Source organism: Granulibacter bethesdensis (assembly GCF_001889525.1).
Lineage (GTDB): Bacteria > Pseudomonadota > Alphaproteobacteria > Acetobacterales > Acetobacteraceae > Granulibacter > Granulibacter bethesdensis_C.
The window spans coordinates 13237-33530 of record NZ_CP018192.1 but is presented as its reverse complement, the minus strand read 5'-3'; the positions used below and the strand labels follow the sequence as shown (position 1 = coordinate 33530).

The window sequence follows — 20294 nt, the reverse complement described above, 5'->3', positions numbered from 1 at the left end:
ATGCAACCACTCGGGATTACCGCAACCAGCCTTGTCAGCGCGATCGGGCGGGACGAACAAACGACCTTGCAGGCTCTGCTTACCAGACAAAGCGGTTTGCGGCGCTGTGACATGTTCGGCATCACCGAGGGATGGATCGGACGTGTAGAGGGACTGGAGGAATACAGCCTTCCATCCGCATTGGCACGGTTCGACTGCCGCAACCACCGTCTGGCCGATATGGCCCTGCATAGTGACGGATTTTCGGACCATGTCGCCCATGCGCGTGCCCGTTATGGCGCAGAGCGGATCGCCGTCGTACTTGGCACCAGCACATCGGGCATCCTGACCAGCGAGGAAGCCTATCGTTGCCGCGCGCCGGGAGAAAAACTTCCCGATGATCTGGATGTCGAAAACACGCACGATCTGTTTGCACTCGCCCGCTTCGTGCAGGCGCGGTTGCAGCTGGAGGGCCCGGCTTTCGTGATTTCGACTGCCTGCGCCTCTGCCGCCAAGGCTTTTGCCGATGCCCAGCAACTGATTGCCAGCGGACTATGCGATGCCGCGGTGGTGGGGGGTGCAGATACCCTGTGCCGGATGACCCTGCGCGGTTTTGCGGCGCTGGAACTGATCTCTCCCGATGCCACGCAGCCCGGTGATGCCGGACGGCGCGGCATTTCCATCGGCGAGGCAGCCGGGTTCGCCCTGCTGGAACGCGACGAAGCCCCCGCTATGCTGCTGGGTCATGGCGCCAGCAGTGACGGTCATCATATGTCCGCCCCACATCCGGAAGGCCGGGGCGCCACGGATGCAATGCGTGGTGCGTTGCGCAGCGCCGGGCTTTCTCCCGATACCATTGATTTCGTGGCGCTCCATGGCACCGGCACAAGGCAGAACGATGCGATGGAGGACCGTGCCATCACCGAGATATTCGGCACGCAGACACCCTGCGGCTCCTCCAAAGGCTGGATGGGTCACACGCTGGGGACAGCGGGCATGGTGGGTGTGGCACTGGCAATGCTGTCCCTGAAACACGGTTTTCTACCCGGCAACATCAACGTGTCACAAGCCGATCCCACGTTTACTGCCCGGCTGCTGACCGAGAATCTGATCGTCTCGCCTCGCCGCATTCTGATCAACGCATTTGGTTTCGGCGGTATCAATTGCAGCCTGCTGGTAGGACAGCTCTGATCATGCCATCCATGTCCTCTCCCCCCTCCGTCCGGATCGCGGGTGTTGCCATCTGGGGACCGGGTCTGTTGGGCTGGGAGCAGAGTCAGGGCGTGCTGACCGGCAAAACGCCTCTGGATCTTTCCAGTCAGGAGCCACCACCGCCGCCCTCCATCCTGTCACCCAATGAGCGTCGCCGGACCGGCATGGTGGCACGTCTCGCCCTGTATGCAGCCGAACAGGCCGTTGCACAGAGTGGCCTTCAACCACAGACATTGCGCAGCATCTTTGCCAGCGGCAATGGCGACGGCATGTTGCTGCACGGAATTCTGGAAACACTGACAACCACCGAAAACGCCTCGGATGTGCAGCTGTCACCGACACAGTTTCACAATTCGGTTCACAATGCGCCCGCCGGATACTGGACCATCGCCCATGGTGCCAGCGCCCCCGCCAACTGCATCGGCTGCCACGATCATACTTTTGGTGCGGGACTGCTCAAAGCAGTGGTGGAGGCCGGGATAGAACAAGAGCCCGTTCTGCTCTGTCTCTATGATGCTCCCCTTGCTTCGCCGCTGGCGGAAAAGCGGCGGACGGAATGCGCCTTCGCCGCCGCTTTCGTGCTGACACCGGATCAGCAGGCCGGGCGAGGCGACGATGCAGGCCGTCTGTCGGTCGATTTCAGTGCCGGAGAGGCCGATTCCGCGCTGGTCGCTTCCGATCTCCCTGCCCTCGCCGCGCTGGCGGAGATGAATCCGGCGGCACGATCCCTGCGCCTGCTCAGCCTTCTGGCTGGGGGTCGTGGCGGTGAGGCTCATGCCACTCTGCTCTCCGGTCATGTGCGTATACGCCTGTCATGACCGGAATACGGAACACCCCCGACAGCCCCGCTGCCATCGCCGCGCTGATTCCGCATCAGGGCAGCATGTGCCTGTTGCAACGTGTCATCACGTGGGATGACAGCACCATAACCTGCCTGTCCCAGTCTCATCTTCTGCCGGATAATCCCTTGCGGGAAGGCGGACGGCTCGGTGCGGTATGCGGCATCGAATATGCGCTTCAGGCTGCCGCCCTGCATGGAGCCTTACTGAATGGCGCGGCGGCAAGACCGGGTTATCTGGCAGGTCTACGCGCCGTGAGCCTGCATGTGCCGCGGCTGGATGATGAACGGTTCGGCACCCTCCATGTCTCGGCCCGCATGCTGCTGAACAGCCCGGGCGGTATGATCTATGCGCTGTCTGTGGCCGCCGAAGATGGCACCATGCTGGCTGAAGGGGAGGCGAGTATCGTCCTGCCTCCTACTGCCGCCTGACCTTGATGGGCGTCAGAGCACCAATGCTTGCAAAAGCGCGTTCAGCCGCACCCTGCCCTCCGGCAAGGCCCGCAAATGGCCATGCGCCCGGCTGAGATAGGCATTGTCCAGCGCCAGCGATAGAATCTCCTGATCCACCGCCTGTTCCAGAGTCAAACCGGTACGCTGCCGGAAGCGGGCTTCATCGATACCATCCGTGATCCGCAGCCCCATCAACAGCATTTCCCGGGCGCGTTCCTGTGGCTCGACCTCTTCCTCAAGGGTCGAACCATGGCCCTGACGCTCCACCAGTTCCGCCCATGGCTCCGGCGCACGATGCCGTCTGGTGGCAAAGAGGCTGCCGGAATGGCTCACACGCCCATGGGCCCCCGGCCCGATTCCCGCATAATCGGCATAGCGCCAGTAAGCCAGATTATGCCGGCTTTCCGCCCCTGATCTGGCATAGTTCGACACTTCGTAGGCCGTCATGCCGAACTGTGCCGCTTCTCCTCCGGTCACATCGTATAGTTCTGCCGCCTGTTCATCCGAAGGCAGTATGATCTCCCCCCGGCGGAAAGACGCTTCATAGGCAGTACCGGGTTCGATGGTGAGCTGATAAAGCGACAGATGATCACCCGCCAGCGACAAAGCCTGTCGCAACTCCTGTCGCCACGCCGCCACAGTCTGGCCGGGTCGGGCATAGATCAGATCGAACGACAGGCGGGGGAAAATCGTATGGGCCAGTTCCAGCGCAGCCATCGCCTGCCCTGCATCATGCTGCCGTCCAAGCCCTTTCAGAGCCTCGTCATGCAGGCTCTGAATCCCCAGCGATACGCGATTGACGCCAGCCTGACGGAAGGCACGAAAACGTCCGGCCTCCACGCTGGTCGGATTGGCCTCCAGCGTGATTTCCAGATCGTCGCGCGGCGGAAAATACCGGGTGGCCTCTTCAATCAGAGCAGCGACAGTCTCCGGTGCCATCAGGCTGGGCGTGCCACCGCCGAAAAACACGGAGGCGAGCGGACGACGCCCGAGCCGTGACGCCTCCCATGCCAGTTCAGCCCGCAACGCTGCAGCGAAACGCGCCTGCGGAATCTCATCCCGCACATGGCTGTTGAAGTCGCAATACGGGCATTTGGACAAGCAGAACGGCCAGTGAATATACAACGCCAGCGGTTCTGTTGTCCCATCACCGGGGGATGGCGCATCCCCCCTCATGCCGAGCGAAAAGCGCCTTCGAAGATTTTGCTCTGCACCGGCTCGCGGCTGTTGGGAACCTCGCGCGCGCGCGCGGCCTCATCCAGCAGGGAAGGATCGGCCCGACGTCCGATCGCCACCGCCGCTTCAATCCGGTAATCTGCGGGAACATTCAGTGCCTCAGCGGCAGCAGCGAAATCAACGCCGGTCATGCCATGTGTCGCCCAACCCTTGAGATGCGCCTGCAAGGCCAGGAGTGCCCAGGCCGCACCGGCATCGAAAGAATGGCTGTGATTCGGCACCGGCTGGTCCTTGCCCGGCGGCGTCAGCACGGTGTGCGACACCACATAGAGCAGCACCGACGCATTTTTCGCCCAGCCCTGATTGAACGGGATCAACGGCTTCAGCAGGGTCTCGAAATGTGGCGTATCACGATGAGCATAGATGAACCGCCATGGCTGCGCATTATAGCCGGACGGTGCCCAGGTGGCGGCTTCCAGAACAGTCAGCAGCTCATCATGGGGCATGGTCTCCCCTGTAAAGGCACGGGGAGACCAACGTTCCAGAAAAAGTTCATCGATAGGATGATCAGCACGGCGACCATTGGCTTCGGTCATGATCCTGTCCTTTGAGACTGTAGAAAATACGGTGTGCGCCCGATCAGGATTCTGCCAGAGGCAAACACGCGGCGGCAAACTGCTCGAACGCACGGGCACGATGGCTGGCGGCGTCTTTTTCGGCAGGCGCGATCTCGCCATAGGTCAGGCTGCCGCCCCGGGGAATGAATATCGGGTCATAGCCGAAACCCTGTGTGCCACGCGGTGGCCAGACCCTTTCACCATCAACCCGGCCCAGAAAACTGTCTGTATGCCCGTCCGGCCAGGCGAGGCTGAGCGCACACACAAACCAGGCGCGTCGGTCTTCATCCTCACCAGCCAAATCGTGAATCCGCTGCATGGCGGTGGCGAAATCCTTTTCCGGGCCGGCCCAGCGGGCGGAGAAAATACCGGGATCGCCCTCCAGCGCGGCCACGCAGAAACCGCTGTCATCCGCCAGCGCGGGCCGCCCCGAGGCCTGCGCCGCAGCCAGTGCTTTCAATTGGGCATTGCCAACGAAATCACTTGCGGTTTCCTCCGGCTCCGGAAGATTGAGGGCAGCTGCGGAAACCAGCGTGATCGACCACGGTTTCAGCAGACTGTCGAATTCCCGCACCTTACCGGCATTATGCGTGGCAAGGAGGAGTGTATCATTCCGGTTCAGTCTCCGGGCCTCGCTCATGATCCCTCTCTATTTTCGCTCAGTCCTGATTTCGGCGATCATTATCTGGACAGGAACGCGGCAATGGCGTCACGCTGCATGGTGAAAAGCTGTGCCGTTCCCTGACGAGCCAGACCCAGCATCGCAGAGAAATCCGCCTCGCTGAACGGAGCGCCTTCAGCCGTTCCCTGAATTTCGACGATGCCGCCCGCATCGGTCAGCACAAAGTTGGAATCCGCCTCGGCCCCTGAATCTTCAATGTAATCGAGGTCCAGCACAGGCTGCCCCCCCACCACGCCGCAAGAAACTGCCGCCACCTGACCACGCAGCGGCACCGCTTTCAGTACGCCAGCCTTTACCATTTTGTGGAAGGCAAGACTGAGTGCAACATACGCGCCGGTGACAGAAGCACAGCGTGTCCCTCCATCCGCATTCAGCACATCACAATCAAGCGTGATGCTCATCTCCCCCATTGCATCCCGATCCACCACGGCACGCAGGGCACGACCAATCAGCCGCTGGATTTCCTGCGTGCGACCAGATTGCTTTCCCCGGGCGGCCTCCCGGTCTCCACGCTTGTGAGTGGCGCGCGGCAGCATACCATACTCCGCCGTCACCCACCCTTTGCCGGTGCCACGCAGAAAACCCGGAATCCGCGGCTCGGCACTGGCGGTGCACAGAACCTCGGTACGGCCCATCCTGATCAGGCAGGAGCCTTCGGCATGATGCGCAAAACCGGTTTCCAGACTGACGCTACGCAATGCATCGGCCGCACGACCGGACGGGCGTGCTGAAGAAAGGCCGGGGACAGACATGGGGGGCAATCCTTTGGACATGACCAGACTGCTACGACAGAAGCCGGCTTCTGTCGTGTGGAGTGCCGGATCAGGGAAAGGCTGACAAGGCCGCGCACCATGAAAACCCATCCCGCAGCCCCATATCATGGATCAGCATCCTGAAAATATGCAGACATAGGACGCATCGTCATTGACCCGCCCCTTCCGGCTTCCTACCGTTATGGCAGATCAGGTTTTCATGCATGCCACGTTCTGTTTCACCATCCCCCCGCAGTTCAGGTCTGGGTAAAGTTCTGGGGGCCAGCCTTCCGGTCAGCCCTCTGCCAATGGGGTTGCCAGCGGGGTTGGACACACGCTCTGCCGCAATCCTGCGCGAGATTGTCGAGCAATATGTCGAAACCGGGGAGCCGGTCGGCAGTCGCACCCTATCCCGCCGTCTGCCTGTGAATTTGTCCCCCGCGACCATTCGCAATGTGATGGCCGATCTGACGGATGCCGGGCTGCTGTTTGCCCCCCATACCTCCGCCGGACGCCTGCCCACCGATCGCGGCCTGCGGCTGTTCGTGGATGGGTTGCTCCAGTTCGGCGCACTCTCGGAAGACGAGCAGAACAGTATTGCCGCATCGCTGGAAGCCCGCGGGCGCAGTCTCGAAGACACGCTGACCGAGGCCTCCACCCTGCTCTCCGGCCTTTCCTCCGCTGCCGGACTGGTGCTAGCGCCGAAATCGGAAGGTGCACTGCGGCATATCGAATTTGTGCCGCTCAGTACCGGGCGGGCACTGGTGATCATGGTCACATCCGAGGGACAGGTGGAAAACCGGGTCATGGAAATCCCACCCGGTCTTCCACCCTCCGCCCTGCAACAGGCGGCGAATTATCTGAACGCCCGGCTCAGCAACAAACCTCTCGCCGATCTCCGCCGCCTGGTGACGGAGGAAATCACCGCCAACCGCACCCAGCTCGATACGCTGGCGGCACAGGTGGTCGAGGCAGGGCTTGCCACATGGAGCGGCGAGGAACGCGGCGGCAATCTGATCGTGCGTGGCCAGGGCAAATTGCTTGCCGATGCCGTGCAGGCCGGTCAGCTGGCCGCCATCCAGATGCTGTTCGATCAGCTGGAAGCACAGGAAACCATCCTGCGGCTGCTCGATCTGGCGGAAAACTCGGATGGTGTGCGGATTTTCATCGGTGCCGAGAGCGGCCTGTTCGGAGCCTCCGGCCTGTCTATGGTGGTGGCACCGGCACGAAACGATGCCAACCGGATCGTCGGTGCCATTGGCGTGATTGGCCCGACTCGCATCAATTACGGCCGCATCATCCCGGTGGTGGACTATACCGCCCGGGTCATTGGTCGTCTGCTGGGCGGCGCCGGACAGATTTGAACATAGCCCCTGTCATACCCTGAAGCACAGACGGAACAGAAATCGGCATGAATCTGCGCTTCTGGACACGAAAAACACCGCAGAAACACGGTTTCAGAGTTTCATCCCTTGTTCCACGGCGTCGATGCGCTAAGTCACCGCCCATGACGAACGAAACCGAGGCGACAGCCATGCAGGACGAAACGCAGCAGGAACTTCCGAAAGATCAGGAAGAGATTCATTCCGGCGAGCAGCCGCAGAACGCTGCCGCGGAAACACCAGAAGCCCGCATCGCCGCACTGGAAGCGGAGCGGGACGATTTTCGCGAACGCTGGATGCGGGCAGAGGCGGAGATGGCCAATGTCCGCGCCCGCGCCAAGCGTGACGCCGACGATGCCCGCAATTACGCCGTGCAAAAATTCGCGGCCGACATTGTGGAAGCCGCCGAAAACCTCCGGCGCGGCCTGTCCGCCCTGCCGGCGGCAGAGGATGGCGAACCTGCCTCCCTGACCCGCGTGCGGGAAGGGCTGGAGGGGGTGGAGCGGAATTTCATCTCTATTCTGGAGCGCAATGGTATCAGCGGCACGGACCCGACCGGGGCGGTGTTCGATCCCAACCTTCATCAGGCGATGAGCGAACAACCCAGCGCCGAGCATCCGCCGGGCACAGTGATTCAGGCATGGACATCGGCCTGGACATTGAATGGCCGCCTGCTGAAACCCGCCATGGTGGTCGTGTCAAAGGTCTGACAACAGGTTTTCCCCGGCTGAATCGGTCGACTTCAACAGAGATGTCGCAGTTTTAACCATCCATGCCGGAATCTGGTGAAGCAGCCTCTTGCCCGGGACGCTTCTCCTTCTTACATCATCGAACGAATATAAATCGGGGATGCACGCGGTGCTTCGGGCCGTCAGCATCCGCTGGAAAGGAGCAGACTTATGAGCAAGGTCATCGGTATCGACCTCGGCACGACCAATTCCTGCGTTGCCATTATGGAAGGCAAGGATGTGCGCGTGCTGGAAAACGCAGAGGGCGCGCGTACAACCCCCTCCATGATCGCGTTCACCGATAGCGGGGAGCGTCTGGTCGGACAGGCCGCCAAGCGGCAGGCCGTCACCAACCCCTCCAACACATTATACGCCGTCAAACGCCTGATCGGCCGCCGTTATGACGATCCGACCGTCGCCAAGGACAAGGATCTGGTGCCCTACGCCATCGTGCGTGGCGATAATGGCGATGCATGGGTCGAGGCCCGTAGCGAGAAATATGCGCCGAGCCAGATTAGTGCTTTCGTGCTGTCAAAAATGAAGGAAACCGCCGAAGCCTATCTCGGCGAGCCGGTCACGCAGGCGGTCATCACCGTCCCGGCCTACTTCAATGACAGCCAGCGTCAGGCCACCAAGGATGCAGGTCGCATCGCCGGTCTCGAAGTCCTGCGCATCATCAATGAACCTACCGCCGCCGCCCTTGCTTACGGCATGGACAAGAAGAATACCGGCACCATCGCGGTCTATGACCTTGGCGGCGGCACCTTCGACGTGTCCATCCTCGAAATCGGCGATGGCGTGTTCGAGGTGAAGTCCACCAATGGCGACACCTTCCTCGGCGGTGAGGATTTCGACGCCCGTGTGATCGACTATCTGGCCTCAGAATTCCAGCGCGAGCAGGGTATCGACCTGCGCAAGGACAAGCTGGCCCTGCAGCGTCTGAAGGAAGCCGCGGAAAAGGCGAAGATCGAGCTGTCTTCCTCCAAGGAAACCGAGATCAACCTGCCCTTCATCACCGCCGATGCCTCCGGTCCCAAGCATCTGGTGCTGAAGCTGTCCCGCGCCAAGCTGGAAAGCCTGGTGGATGATCTGATCCAGCGCACGCTGGAACCCTGCCGCAAGGCGCTGAAAGATGCCGGCGTGTCCGCAGGCGAAATCAGCGACGTGATTCTGGTCGGCGGCATGACCCGCATGCCAAAGGTGATCGAAGCCGTCAAACAGTTCTTCGGCAAGGAACCGGCCCGCAACGTCAACCCTGACGAAGTGGTGGCCATCGGCGCCGCCGTGCAGGGCGCAGTGTTGAAAGGCGACGTCAAGGACGTTCTTCTGCTGGACGTAACCCCGCTCTCGCTGGGTATCGAAACCCTCGGCGGTGTGTTCACCCGCCTGATCGACCGCAACACGACGATCCCGACCAAGAAAAGCCAGGTGTTCTCCACCGCCGAAGACAATCAGCCCGCCGTGACCATCAAGGTCTATCAAGGCGAGCGTGAAATGGCGGCGGATAACAAGTCCCTCGGCCAGTTTGATCTGACCGGCCTGCCCCCCGCACCGCGTGGCGTGCCGCAGATCGAGGTGACGTTCGATATCGACGCCAACGGTATCGTCAACGTCTCCGCCAAGGACAAGGCAACCGGCAAGGAACAGCAGATCCGGATTCAGGCCTCCGGTGGTCTGTCCGATGCTGATATCCAGCGCATGGTACAGGAAGCCGAGGCCAATGCCGAAGCCGACAAGCAGCGCCGTGCTCTGGTCGAAGCCCGCAATCAGGCCGAAAGCCTGGTCCATCAGGTCGAGAAAAACCTGAAGGAGCAGGGCGACAAGATCGCCGAAGCCGATAAAGGCGAGGCGGAAAGCGCCATCAGCGCTACTCGCACCGCACTGGAAGGCGATGACCTCGCTGCCCTGACCCAGGCCACCGAGCGTCTGAGCCAGGTTGCCATGAAGATTGGGGAGGCGATGTACAAGGCCCAGTCCGAGGCCCCCGCCGGTGAAGCCGAGGCTGGCCCGAACGGGGAAAAAGTCGTGGATGCGGATTTCGAGGAAGTCGATCCGAAGAAGCATTCCTGACCCCTGGTGTCAGGCTCCGGTCTTGATGAAAGGCCGGGATTACACGACCAGGGGCACGCCTGAATGGCGTGCCCCTTCTTCGTGGTTCGGCCTTTTTGATTGCCCCGCCCTGTCATCTGCTGCATGAGCACGGTTTCCGCTCTGCCGCGGACAGGACCTTAGCTGAGAAATGCCCATGGCCAAGCAGGATTATTATGCCACTCTTGGCGTCGCCCGAGACGCCAATGCCGATGAGCTGAAAAAAGCCTATCGCAAGCTCGCCATGCAGTATCACCCGGACCGCAATCCGGGCGATCACGAAGCCGAGGCCAAATTCAAGGACGTCAGCGAAGCCTATGATGTTCTGAAAGACGAACAGAAACGGGCCGCCTATGACCGTTTCGGTCATGCCGCTTTCGAGAATGGCGGTGGAGGAGGAGGGGGCGGTTTCGGCGGCTTCCAGGAAGGCGGTCTGGGCGATATTTTCGATCAGATGTTCGGCGACTTCATGGGGCGGCGTGGGGGTGCCCCTCGCACAGGGTCCGACCTGCGCGCTGCGGTTGAAATCGATCTGGTCGAGGCCTTCAACGGCACCAAAGCCACGCTGCGCGTGCCCACCCGCGTTACCTGCGAGTCCTGCCACGGAACAGGCAGCGAAGACAAAAACAAGAGTGCCGATACCTGTCCGACCTGTCAGGGCGCCGGCAAGGTGCGGGCGCAGCAGGGTTTCTTCGTGGTGGAGCGCACCTGCCCCACTTGCGGCGGTGCGGGACGCGTCATTCGTAATCCGTGCCGGGTCTGTCAGGGGGCCGGAACCGTCTCCCAGGAGCGCACGCTCCAGATCTCCATTCCTGCCGGAGTCGAGGATGGCACGCGCATTCGCCTCTCGGGTGAGGGTGAAGCTGGCCCGAATGGCACACCGCCCGGCGATCTGTACGTCCATGTCGCCATTCGTCCGCATCCGATTTTTCAGCGGGAAGGGGCAAATATTTTCTGCCGGGTTCCGCTACGGATGACGCAGGCTGCTCTGGGTGGAGAAATCGAGGTGCCCGTGATCGACGGTACCAGCGCCAAGGTCAAAATTCCGGCCGGCACGCAAAGCGGCGAGCAATTCCGTCTGCGTGGAAAAGGCTTCTCTGTGCTGCGTAGCCCGGCACGAGGCGACATGTATATTCAGGTGAATGTCGAAACGCCGCAGCATCTCAGCAAACGGCAACAGGAATTACTGGAAGAATTCGAGCGTGAAGCCTCCACGACCAAAGCAAGTCCTGAAGCTGAAGGATTCTTTGCCAAGGTAAAGGAATTTTTTGAAGGACGCTGATTTTTTTAGCCAAACCCATCAAAAATGAACATATCATACCAATATAGTGATGAACCCTGCAGCAAAATACACGTTCAGGGTTTAACTGCGGCGCTTTCCCCCCCACCTGTGCCGTAGGAAAAACAGAGGCGGCACGATCTCCCCCGATCGTGCCGCCCAATTTTTTTAGGTGGGATTGCCTGCCAGATATTTCAGACGGTTGCGAGAAACGCCATCAACGCGGGGGGATCAGTCCGTTCAAAAAATACTGATGGCACGTCATTCACCAGAATATTGCCTTGATCCATGAAAATAATGCGATCTGCCGCCTTGCGGGCATATTCAAGCTCATTCGCGACACAGATCATGGTGATGCCGCTTTTTGCTACGCTTTCCATAACCTCCAGCACAGGCCCCTTCATCTCCGGCGGCAGCGCCACGGTTGGTTCATCGAACAGCATAATACGCGGTGACATACACAAGGCGCGGGCAATGGCGACACGTTGCAACTCCCCGGCATTCAAGCCAGAGGGATGCTGGTGTGCCCTGTCCAGCAGGCCGACCTGGCGCAGTGCCTCGGCGGCACTGGCCTCTGCTTCCTCGCGTCGCATGCCCCGCGACCAGATGGGGGCCAGTGTACAGTTTTCCAATATGCTCATATGCGGGAATAAATTGACGCTTTGAAAAATCATGGCCACGTCCCGCTGTATGCGACTGATACAGGCGGGGTCATCGGTCAGTTCCACCCCATCGACCACGATACGGCCAGTCTGATGGGTTTCCAGACGGCTGATACAACGCAGGGCCGAAGACTTGCCGGAGCCTGATGGGCCGCAGAGCACGACACAGCTTCCCTCCTCCACGCACAGGGAAACATCACGCAATACCTGCATGCGCCCATACCATTGATTGACCTTCTCCATGATGACCACCGCACGATTACAGGGCACAGAGGGCTCACCGGAGTCAGGCGTCAAAACGGTGGCAGGGGCTTCTTTCATACATCACGTCCGTTGGGTCGAGGCGCGCAGTGATATGGTCGCGGGCCATGGCTGATTGTCTCCCCTCCCCCCTTTCCGCGCAAGCTGCATCCACCGCAGCATGCCATCCTTTGCGGTACTCCACCTTCGCTCTTGACGTTTTGTAGCACAGGTTACACTTTTTGGATCAGGTCCGGCACACACCGGTTTTTCTCACGACGAACCGTAGTATTTCATGACTCAGATCACTCCTGCCTGTGCGCCCTCCCCCGGTCCGACCGTAACGGATCGCACCTCCTTACGACTGGCCGAGGCAATCGCCGGCAAAAGCAGAGGCTGGAAAACCGGTCTTCTGTTTGCCGGCCCGGCTGTGATCGCTTCCATCGCCTATGTCGATCCCGGCAATTTCGCGACCAATATTCAGGCCGGCTCACGCTATGGCTATACACTGCTCTGGGTCGTGGCAGCTGCCAATCTGATCGCTATGCTGTTTCAGGCCCTTTCAGCCAAACTTGGCATCGCAACCGGGCGAAATTTGCCGGAACTCTGCCGTGACCATTTTTCCCGCCCCTTAGTGATCGCGTTATGGATCATCAGCGAAATCGCTGCGATGGCAACTGATCTGGCAGAATTTCTGGGCGGGGCAATCGGGCTGGCTCTGCTGTTCAGGCTTCCTCTGATCATCGGTATGGTGGCCACGGCCATCATTACCTTTGCCCTGCTGCTGTTTGAAAAACGGGGATACCGGGCCATGGAGCTTGTCATCGGGGCATTAGTGGCCACGATCGGCCTCTGCTATCTGGCTGAAATGTTCATTGCACCGGTGGATTGGACCGCTGCAGCCTGGGCAACCATCACGCCACGTCTACCAGATGCAACAGCCCTGACAATCGCCACCGGGATTGTTGGGGCAACTGTGATGCCACATGCCGTTTATCTCCATTCCGGCCTGGCACAGAATCGCGCTGCTGCTGCCACGGATGACGCATCCCGGCATCGTCTGATTCGCTTTTCCAACCGGGAAGTCATGCTGGCTCTGGCACTTGCCGGGATGGTCAATATGGCCATGGTGATCATGGCCGCCTCGGCCTTCCATGTCGGGCATAGTGATGTGGCTGAAATAGAACAAGCCTATCATACCCTGACGCCACTTCTGGGCGGCGGCGCAGCCGCTATATTCCTGATATCCCTGATTACGTCCGGTATTTCGTCCTCTGTCGTCGGTACGATGGCAGGTCAGATGATCATGCAGGGGTTTGTGCATATCCGTATTCCAGTCTGGCTGCGCAGGCTGGTTACAATGGTCCCGGCTTTTATCGTCATTCTGGCCGGGGTGAACGCGACCGATGCGTTGGTGATCAGTCAGGTCATTCTTAGCATCGCCCTGCCCGCCCCCATGATCGCCCTGATCTATTTCAGCGGACACCGTGGATTGATGGGACCATTCGTCAATCATCGGGTGACGCAATGGGTCGCCTCAGCCGCTGCCGCCATTGTGCTGGGGCTGAATATGGTACTGCTGATACAGGCTTTCGGGTTTACCATTCCCGGCCTGCCAGCCGCTCCTTGAAAAATCCGGCCAGGCTGGTTTGGGCTAAAAGATAACCAGGTAAACAAAAAGCAGACTGCATTGAACAGCCTGCTTTCTGCTTCTTATAAATCCTGCTTCAAAAACAGGATAACTACCATCAGACGCAATCTGCGCGATGGATCAGGCCTTCTTGGCCTTTGCCTTGACGGTGGTACCGTTGACGGCATCCTTCAACGCCTTACCAGCCCGGAAGCGGGCCGCACGGGTCGCGGCGATTTCAATCGTCGCACCAGTCTGCGGATTACGACCCTGACGAGCGGCGCGCTCGGACACATCAAAAATGCCGAGACCGCTGATGCGGACTTCCTCGCCCGCCTTCAGCGTCGCGCTGATTGTCTCAATTGCAGCGGACACGACGGCATCAACCGTAGCCTTGGTCTGGTCTGTTGACTTGGCGATCTTATCAATCAGATCGGCGTGGTTCATTGCGCTTCTCCCGTCTCTGGCTTTCTATGGCCGATGGTTGGAACTGCTGGTCAATGCCTCAATGGAGACAGACCAACGCCTGGTCAATGGTTGAAATGGTCTGGCTGGCTCAAGAAAGCAGGCAATAAGCAAAAAGACTCGTGCCATCCACACTGCTCATTATGGAGCGTAAAGGCACATCCGGCAGACAGGTACTCCGTTGAGGGACCTGACCAGCCGGATATGGAAAGAGTTAATCGTATCAGGCGAGTTTCAGATTAACCGCGGAGGTCTTTCCCTGACGACCGGCCTCAAGGTCGAAGCTGAGCTTCTGACCATCATCCAGCTTGGACAGGCCAGCCTTCTCAACGGCGGAGATATGCACGAACACGTCTGCACCGCCCCCATCCGGGTGAATAAATCCATAACCCTTGGTCGCATTAAACCATTTGACGGTGCCAGTCGGCATCAACGCCTCCCCGTTAGTTTCATCGGCATCATGACACGATACCAACCGTGACGGAAAGGGTAATGGCCGAACGGGATAATAATCAATGTCTGATCGGCCTTTCAGTGCAGATTTATCGAGTTTTCAGGGGATCAGGATCGTACTTCCCGTCGTCCGCCGCTCCTCAAGGGCACGCTGGGCCTCTGCCGCATGCTGGAGCGGATAGGTCTGGTTGATTTCGATATGGACATGACCCGCGGCAACGACGTCGAACAGATCCTGCGCCATAGCCAGCAAATCAGCCCTTTTTGCCGTATAGGTTGCCAGGCTGGGCCGTGTGACAAACAGGCTTCCCTTGGCGGACAAGGTCGTTAACGAGAATGGTGGCACCGGGCCGGAAGCGTTGCCATAGCTGACCATCAGCCCCAGCGGCGCCAGACAGTCGAGACTGGCATCGAACGTATCCTTACCGACGCTGTCATATACAACCGGCACCATTGCGCCATGTGTGATGCGGCGGACCTCGCCTGCAATATCGGCGGCGTGCTCATTGGAAGACACGATCACATGGCTGGCTCCATGGGCACGCGCCAAGGTCGCTTTCTCCTCAGTAGAAACAACACCAATGACCGAAGCCCCCAGATAAGCGGCCCACTGGCAGAGTATCAGACCCACTCCACCCGCCGCAGCGTAGACCAGAATCGTATCTCCGCGTTTGACCGGATAGGTCCGCCGCAGAAGATATTGCGCCGTCAGGCCCTGAAGCATCATGGCGGCGGCTGTCTGACAGCTAATCGAGTCAGGCAGTTTGACCAACCGGTCAGCTGCGATCGTGCGCTCTGTCGCGTAGGCACCTAACGGGCCAGTCGCGTAGGCTACCCGGTCTCCAACCTGAATATCTGTCACACCTGCACCGATTTCGATGACGGTGCCAGCCCCTTCCATTCCCAGAACAGTCGGGAGCGAGGGTGCTTTGTACAAACCGGAGCGGAAATAAATATCAATGAAATTCAGCCCCACCGCAGCATGATGAATGACAGCTTCTCCAGGTCCTGGAACAGGCGTTGGCACATCCTCCCATGAAAGAACATCCGGACCGCCATGAGCGTGCATACGAATCGCTTTAGTCATGACAAATCCTTGTCAGGAACGGGGTAATGACGGCTGGAAAGAGGGTGATGCCGGATGAACCATATCCGGATCAGGATTTTCAAGCGACAGAAGGTACTGCTTCGTTTCCACGCCATCCAGTCCGCTATATCCGCCAAGAGCGCCATTGCTGCCAATGACACGGTGGCAGGGAATGATAATGGGTATGGGATTGAAATGATTGGCCTGACCGATGGACCGTGCCGAGCCCCCGACTTTCGCGGCCAATGCCCCGTATGTCATTGTTTTTCCATAAGGAATATCCTGTAAAGCCTGCCAGACTTTTCTGCGATATTCGGTACCCTCCGGCATCAGCGGAAGATCAAAGTTTTTCAGATCACCATCAAAATAGGCCTGCACCTGCTCTGCGGCTTTTTTCAACAGGGGCGTTCGATCACGGCTGCCCATTGCTTCGCCCCAGTCGAGAGAAACAATATAGCCCTGATCTTCCGTGATGGTCAGAACACCCAGAGGTGAATGAAGGGAAAGCTGCGGCATGGGAGGTCCGGTCTCGTAAGAGAGTGAGATGAAAGACAGGAGCATTCGGTCTGATTACATCCGATCAGATCTTTCATACGCGGTATCGTGGATAACGTCATTCATGAGGCGCTGATGGCAGCTTTGACCGCATCCAGCGTTGTCAGCGGTGCGCTGCATAGAGTCTGCCTACAGACCAGCACGAAAAACGTTTGAGCGACATGGTCTGTCTGCCTGTCAGGAGCAGCATGCAGAGGCTTTCGGCACACCAGCACGGAAGGATCGCCAAGCGCCAGCACCTCCCTGACCATGGACTGAAGATGTGGATCATCAGCCTGCCCATGAATGCTCACCAGCGTTCCGCGCGTCAGCAGATCTGCCGCCATCAACAGATAAGGTGAAGATGCCAGACTTTGCGGTCGTCCGGTAAAGGCACGGATCAGACCGGAAGCAGCCTCATACCATCTCTGCTCGCCGGTGAGATGATAAAGCCGGGCCAGCGCATCAGCCATCATGCCATTGCCGGACGGAACGGCATTGTCGCTCGCTGTACAGGGCCGGGTCAGAGGAACGTCATCAGCATCATGGGCCGTTGTATAAAACGCACCGGTTTCAGAGCTGAAAAAGGATCGGGCAGACTGGGCGAGGGTAACAGCATCAGACAGGTAACGCTCCTGCCCTGTTGCCTCATACAAGGAGAGGGCGGCGCGGATCATGGAGGCCTGATCATCCAGCAAGCCGGCCGCAGCGATCCGGCCCAGACGCCATGCATGTGCAATTCGTCCATCCTCCGACCCCAGTGCAGCCCTGACCGCTTCATAGGCGCTTTCCGCCGCGGATAACCAGTCTGCACGGTTCAGCGCAATGGCAGCCCTGACCAATCCGACGATGACCAGTCCGTTCCAATCAGCCAGCACCTTGTCATCACGACCGGGGCGGGGACGGTTTTCCCGTGACTGGAACAGAATTCTGCGCTCCTGTGCCCAACTTTCAGCATCAGCCTCCGGCGATATGGTAAGGCGTCGCAGAATCGTGTGGCCCTCCCAGTTGCCTTCCCGGGTGACATCGAAGGCCTGTTTAAAGCCGATTGCGGCCTCTCCCAACAGGGCATCTATTTCATTCTCACGCCATATATAGAACCGGCCTTCCTCGCCCTCACTATCCGCATCCTCGGACGCCGCGAAGGCAGTGCCGCTCCCCTCGACCGGAACGGACATGTCCCTGATCAGCCAAGCAATCGTTTCCTCGATACAGCGCACATAAAGTGGTGTGGGATTCTGCGCATATCCCAAAGACAACAGCTCCAGAATCTGGCCGTTATCGTAGGCCATTTTCTCGAAATGCGGCACCAGCCACTCAGCATCGGTTGAATAGCGGGCAAAGCCGCCACCCAGATGATCGTATATGCCGCCGCGCGCCATATGGCTCAGAACCGCGTGCATAGCGTCGGACAGTTCAGGGCGACCAGTGCGATGGAATTCCTGCCAGAAAAAACGGAATACCGGCGCATTCGGGAATTTGGGGGCCCCGGTGAAACCGCCTTTCTCCGGGTCCAGGTTGCGTAGAAGGGCTGCATCGATCGCATTCAGCAATAATACATCGACCTCCGGCCCGGCTGCCGTTTCCGAGAGGCGGTTCATGGCGCGCGTCAATTGCCCGAGATTCTGTTCAATCGCCGATCTTCTGTTGGCCCATGCATCCCTGATGGCCGCGAGTACCTGCCGGAATGAAGGTCTGCCGAAACGCGGCTCCGGGGGGAAATACGTACCTCCCCAGAAAGGTTGACCCTCGGGGGTTAGAAACATGGTCAATGGCCAGCCGCCCTGCTGTCCCATCGCGTGCAGCGCCGACATGTAGATATGGTCAATATCCGGACGCTCCTCCCGATCGACCTTGATGCAGATGAAAGCGTTATTCATCTCATCGGCGGTTGCCTGATCTTCGAAGCTTTCATGCGCCATGACATGACACCAGTGACAGGCCGCATAGCCAATGGACAGCAGAATGGGCCTGTCCGTTTTTCGGGCATGTTCCAGGGCTTGTGTACCCCAAGGTAACCAGTGAACAGGATTATCCGCATGCTGCAACAGATAGGGGGACAGCGCTTCAGAGAGATGGTTACGGTTTGGCGCGACGGTCATCATCATCCCATATACTGTCATGAGGCTTGCACGGCAGATCGTCTATGGCGAGGCAGGATCGGGTGTTTCACGTGAAACACCATACAGGGGCGAATGCATCAAGTGCCGTTACAATAGCGAGATTGGCACACTGATATTCGTACGCAAGCAGCTTTATAGAATCCGTCAGAACGGTCATATCCGTCGCTGCTCCATGGCTGACAAAAGGTGTTTCCGATGAGTGATCAATCTGTGACCGCTGGAATGACAGGCCACAGGATGGAAACCGATCCACCGCTTTACTTCGATATCCATCTGTTCGTTTGTTGCAACCGTCGCCCGGACGATCATCCACGTGGCTCCTGCGCTGCAAAAGGATCTGAAAAACTGCGGGATTATATGAAGGCCAGAGCAAAGGAGATGAGTCTGACAGGATTCACAATGCCAAGTCTGCGTATAAACACAGCCGGATGCCTTGATCGATGTGAACAGGGCCCCTGTCTGGTCATCTATCCAGAAGGTATCTGGTATACCATTTCCTCTACCGAGGATATCGATCAAATCCTGATGCGCCATGTTTGTCAGGGAGAGCGAGTACCTGAGCTGATGCTGCCTGCCGAAACGGCTCACCAATGAGTCAGGAGACGATTTTCGCGCTGGCCTCCGGTGCAGGTCGCGCCGCCATCGCGGTGATACGGATCAGCGGTCCCGCAACACAGGATACGGTACTTCATCTCTGCGGAGCCCTGCCCCCGCAACGAAGAAGCAGCCTGCGGAAACTGAGAAACCGGAGTGGGGAGATACTGGATCAGGGCATCGTCATCTGGTTTGCTGGTCCCGGCAGCTTCACCGGCGAAGACTGTGCTGAACTGCATCTTCATGGCGGCAATGCCGTGATTGAAGGGATAGCTGACGCGCTGGTCGATCTTGGATTAAGACCGGCAGAAGCGGGTGAATTTACACGTCGTGCCTTCCTCAATGGCAAGCTTGATCTGACTGAAGCAGAAGCCGTTGCTGACCTGATCGACGCAGAAACCAGCGCCCAGCGTCGTCAGGCCCTGCAGCAATTGGATGGTGGTCTGAGCCGTCAGTTGGAGGCATGGACCGCAACGCTGACAAAATTGTTGGCCTGGCAGGAAACGCTGATCGACTTTCCAGACGAGGATTTACCGGCTGAAGTGGATGCTGCCTTACGGACCGACCTGCTCCTGCTTCGTCAGGAAATGGCTCAGGCACTCAGCGAAGGCGCAAAAGCGGAAAAACTGCGTGAGGGGCTGACCTTTACCATTCTCGGCAAACCGAATGCCGGCAAATCCAGCCTGCTGAACAGTCTGGTGAGACGAGATGCGGCCATTGTTTCCTCACAGCCCGGCACAACGCGGGATACGATCGAAGTCCGTCTGATTCTGGCAGGCGTTCCGGTTACACTGATAGACACAGCCGGTTTACGGGACAGCGCCGACAGTATTGAGGCTGAGGGAGTCCGTCGTGCTTTGGCCCGGGCTGAAAGTGCCGATCTCGTGCTAAGGACCGTCGATATCTCAACAGCAACCGAGTCTGATTTCTCAGCGGATCAATGGCCGGGATTATCAGAGGCACGATCCTTGATGATCGGCACGAAATCTGATCTTCCATATACACTCCCTTCATCACCAGACATTGTGTTGGTCAGCACGCTGACAGGGGACGGGATGCAGAGGCTGAAAACGATGCTGGAAGCGGAAGCACGGGCGCTGACATCCCATGCCACCGGAGCACCTTTGACACGGGCACGCCATCGGGCTGCCCTGCAAGATGCGATCCAGCATCTGGAGGATGCCGAATCAGCCCCGCTGGAAGAATTACGCGCCGAAGAGATCAGGCTCGCCCGTCAGGCTGTTGGCAGAATCACTGGACAGATCGGGGTCGAACAAATTCTGGACCACGTCTTTTCCAGTTTTTGTATAGGAAAGTAGT

Annotated in this window: 20 protein-coding genes; 10 read left to right on the top strand and 10 right to left on the bottom strand. The window is 58.9% G+C overall.

The annotated features are described in order from the left end of the window. From GbCGDNIH6_RS00155 to GbCGDNIH6_RS00145, 3 genes are read left to right on the top strand one after another with little or no spacing between them, the layout of a single operon-like run. Positions 1 to 1170, top strand: a complete 1170-nt coding sequence (locus tag GbCGDNIH6_RS00155; RefSeq protein ID WP_072564183.1) for a beta-ketoacyl-[acyl-carrier-protein] synthase family protein — start codon at positions 1 to 3, stop codon at positions 1168 to 1170. A 2-nt stretch (positions 1171 to 1172) separates the two neighbouring features. After that, positions 1173 to 2009, top strand: coding sequence for a beta-ketoacyl synthase chain length factor (locus GbCGDNIH6_RS00150; RefSeq protein WP_232449854.1), 837 nt, complete (start codon positions 1173 to 1175; stop codon positions 2007 to 2009). Then, positions 2006 to 2461, top strand: coding sequence for a hotdog family protein (locus tag GbCGDNIH6_RS00145; protein WP_072562420.1), 456 nt, complete (start codon positions 2006 to 2008; stop codon positions 2459 to 2461). The genes GbCGDNIH6_RS00150 and GbCGDNIH6_RS00145 overlap by 4 nt, the downstream gene beginning before the upstream one ends. Positions 2462 to 2473: 12 nt before the next feature. Here the strand turns inward: GbCGDNIH6_RS00145 and hemW are convergent, their stop codons facing one another. The 4 genes from hemW to rph are packed head-to-tail and all read right to left on the bottom strand — an operon-like array spanning position 2474 to position 5709. Then, on the bottom strand, positions 2474 to 3658 hold the full coding sequence (gene hemW, locus GbCGDNIH6_RS00140) for a radical SAM family heme chaperone HemW (protein WP_072562419.1): 1185 nt from the start codon (positions 3656 to 3658) through the stop codon (positions 2474 to 2476). Then, positions 3655 to 4254 (bottom strand): nitroreductase family protein, encoded by a 600-nt coding sequence (locus GbCGDNIH6_RS00135; RefSeq protein ID WP_072562418.1) that lies wholly within the window; start codon positions 4252 to 4254, stop codon positions 3655 to 3657. Before GbCGDNIH6_RS00135 ends, hemW begins: the two co-directional genes overlap by 4 nt. Before the next feature lie 43 nt (positions 4255 to 4297). Then, positions 4298 to 4915 (bottom strand): RdgB/HAM1 family non-canonical purine NTP pyrophosphatase, encoded by a 618-nt coding sequence (rdgB, locus tag GbCGDNIH6_RS00130; protein ID WP_072562417.1) that lies wholly within the window; start codon positions 4913 to 4915, stop codon positions 4298 to 4300. A 41-nt stretch (positions 4916 to 4956) separates the two neighbouring features. Beyond that, entirely contained in the window at positions 4957 to 5709 is a 753-nt protein-coding gene (gene rph / locus GbCGDNIH6_RS00125; protein WP_072564181.1) for a ribonuclease PH, read from the bottom strand. Between the two features lie 308 nt (positions 5710 to 6017). On the opposite strand from rph, the gene hrcA reads away from it, so the two are divergent. The 4 genes from hrcA to dnaJ all read left to right on the top strand — a co-directional run bounded on the left by hrcA (position 6018) and on the right by dnaJ (position 11189). Further along, entirely contained in the window at positions 6018 to 7073 is a 1056-nt protein-coding gene (hrcA, locus tag GbCGDNIH6_RS00120) for a heat-inducible transcriptional repressor HrcA (RefSeq protein ID WP_072562416.1), read from the top strand. Between the two features lie 143 nt (positions 7074 to 7216). After that, entirely contained in the window at positions 7217 to 7801 is a 585-nt protein-coding gene (locus GbCGDNIH6_RS00115) for a nucleotide exchange factor GrpE (protein ID WP_072562415.1), read from the top strand. 189 nt (positions 7802 to 7990) lie between these two features. Further along, entirely contained in the window at positions 7991 to 9889 is a 1899-nt protein-coding gene (dnaK, locus tag GbCGDNIH6_RS00110; protein WP_072562414.1) for a molecular chaperone DnaK, read from the top strand. A 175-nt stretch (positions 9890 to 10064) separates the two neighbouring features. After that, a complete protein-coding gene (gene dnaJ / locus GbCGDNIH6_RS00105) occupies positions 10065 to 11189 on the top strand; it encodes a molecular chaperone DnaJ (protein WP_072564180.1) in 1125 nt (374 codons plus the stop codon). A 191-nt stretch (positions 11190 to 11380) separates the two neighbouring features. On the opposite strand, the gene GbCGDNIH6_RS00100 is transcribed toward dnaJ, so the two are convergent. Further along, on the bottom strand, positions 11381 to 12169 hold the full coding sequence (locus GbCGDNIH6_RS00100) for an amino acid ABC transporter ATP-binding protein (protein WP_072562413.1): 789 nt from the start codon (positions 12167 to 12169) through the stop codon (positions 11381 to 11383). 214 nt (positions 12170 to 12383) lie between these two features. On the opposite strand from GbCGDNIH6_RS00100, the gene GbCGDNIH6_RS00095 reads away from it, so the two are divergent. Then, positions 12384 to 13718, top strand: a complete 1335-nt coding sequence (locus tag GbCGDNIH6_RS00095) for an Nramp family divalent metal transporter (protein WP_072562412.1) — start codon at positions 12384 to 12386, stop codon at positions 13716 to 13718. A 141-nt stretch (positions 13719 to 13859) separates the two neighbouring features. Here the strand turns inward: GbCGDNIH6_RS00095 and GbCGDNIH6_RS00090 are convergent, their stop codons facing one another. The 5 genes from GbCGDNIH6_RS00090 to GbCGDNIH6_RS00070 form a co-directional block, all read right to left on the bottom strand. Further along, complete coding sequence (locus GbCGDNIH6_RS00090; protein ID WP_072562411.1) at positions 13860 to 14165, bottom strand: HU family DNA-binding protein; 306 nt, start codon at positions 14163 to 14165, stop codon at positions 13860 to 13862. Between the two features lie 241 nt (positions 14166 to 14406). Beyond that, positions 14407 to 14613, bottom strand: coding sequence for a cold-shock protein (locus GbCGDNIH6_RS00085; RefSeq protein ID WP_025285611.1), 207 nt, complete (start codon positions 14611 to 14613; stop codon positions 14407 to 14409). Between the two features lie 123 nt (positions 14614 to 14736). Continuing rightward, entirely contained in the window at positions 14737 to 15723 is a 987-nt protein-coding gene (locus GbCGDNIH6_RS00080) for a quinone oxidoreductase family protein (RefSeq protein WP_072562410.1), read from the bottom strand. 12 nt (positions 15724 to 15735) lie between these two features. After that, entirely contained in the window at positions 15736 to 16239 is a 504-nt protein-coding gene (locus tag GbCGDNIH6_RS00075; RefSeq protein WP_232449853.1) for a methylated-DNA--[protein]-cysteine S-methyltransferase, read from the bottom strand. Between the two features lie 101 nt (positions 16240 to 16340). Further along, on the bottom strand, positions 16341 to 18365 hold the full coding sequence (locus tag GbCGDNIH6_RS00070) for a thioredoxin domain-containing protein (protein ID WP_157692279.1): 2025 nt from the start codon (positions 18363 to 18365) through the stop codon (positions 16341 to 16343). Positions 18366 to 18575: 210 nt separating this feature from the next. Here GbCGDNIH6_RS00070 and GbCGDNIH6_RS00065 point away from each other — a divergent pair, with 210 nt between their 5' ends. Together GbCGDNIH6_RS00065 and mnmE are read left to right on the top strand one after the other, a co-directional pair. After that, positions 18576 to 18974, top strand: a complete 399-nt coding sequence (locus tag GbCGDNIH6_RS00065) for a (2Fe-2S) ferredoxin domain-containing protein (protein WP_232449852.1) — start codon at positions 18576 to 18578, stop codon at positions 18972 to 18974. Beyond that, positions 18971 to 20293: a tRNA uridine-5-carboxymethylaminomethyl(34) synthesis GTPase MnmE gene (gene mnmE / locus GbCGDNIH6_RS00060; RefSeq protein WP_072562407.1), complete on the top strand. Its 1323-nt coding sequence runs from the start codon at positions 18971 to 18973 to the stop codon at positions 20291 to 20293. Before GbCGDNIH6_RS00065 ends, mnmE begins: the two co-directional genes overlap by 4 nt. Position 20294 lies beyond the last annotated feature (1 nt).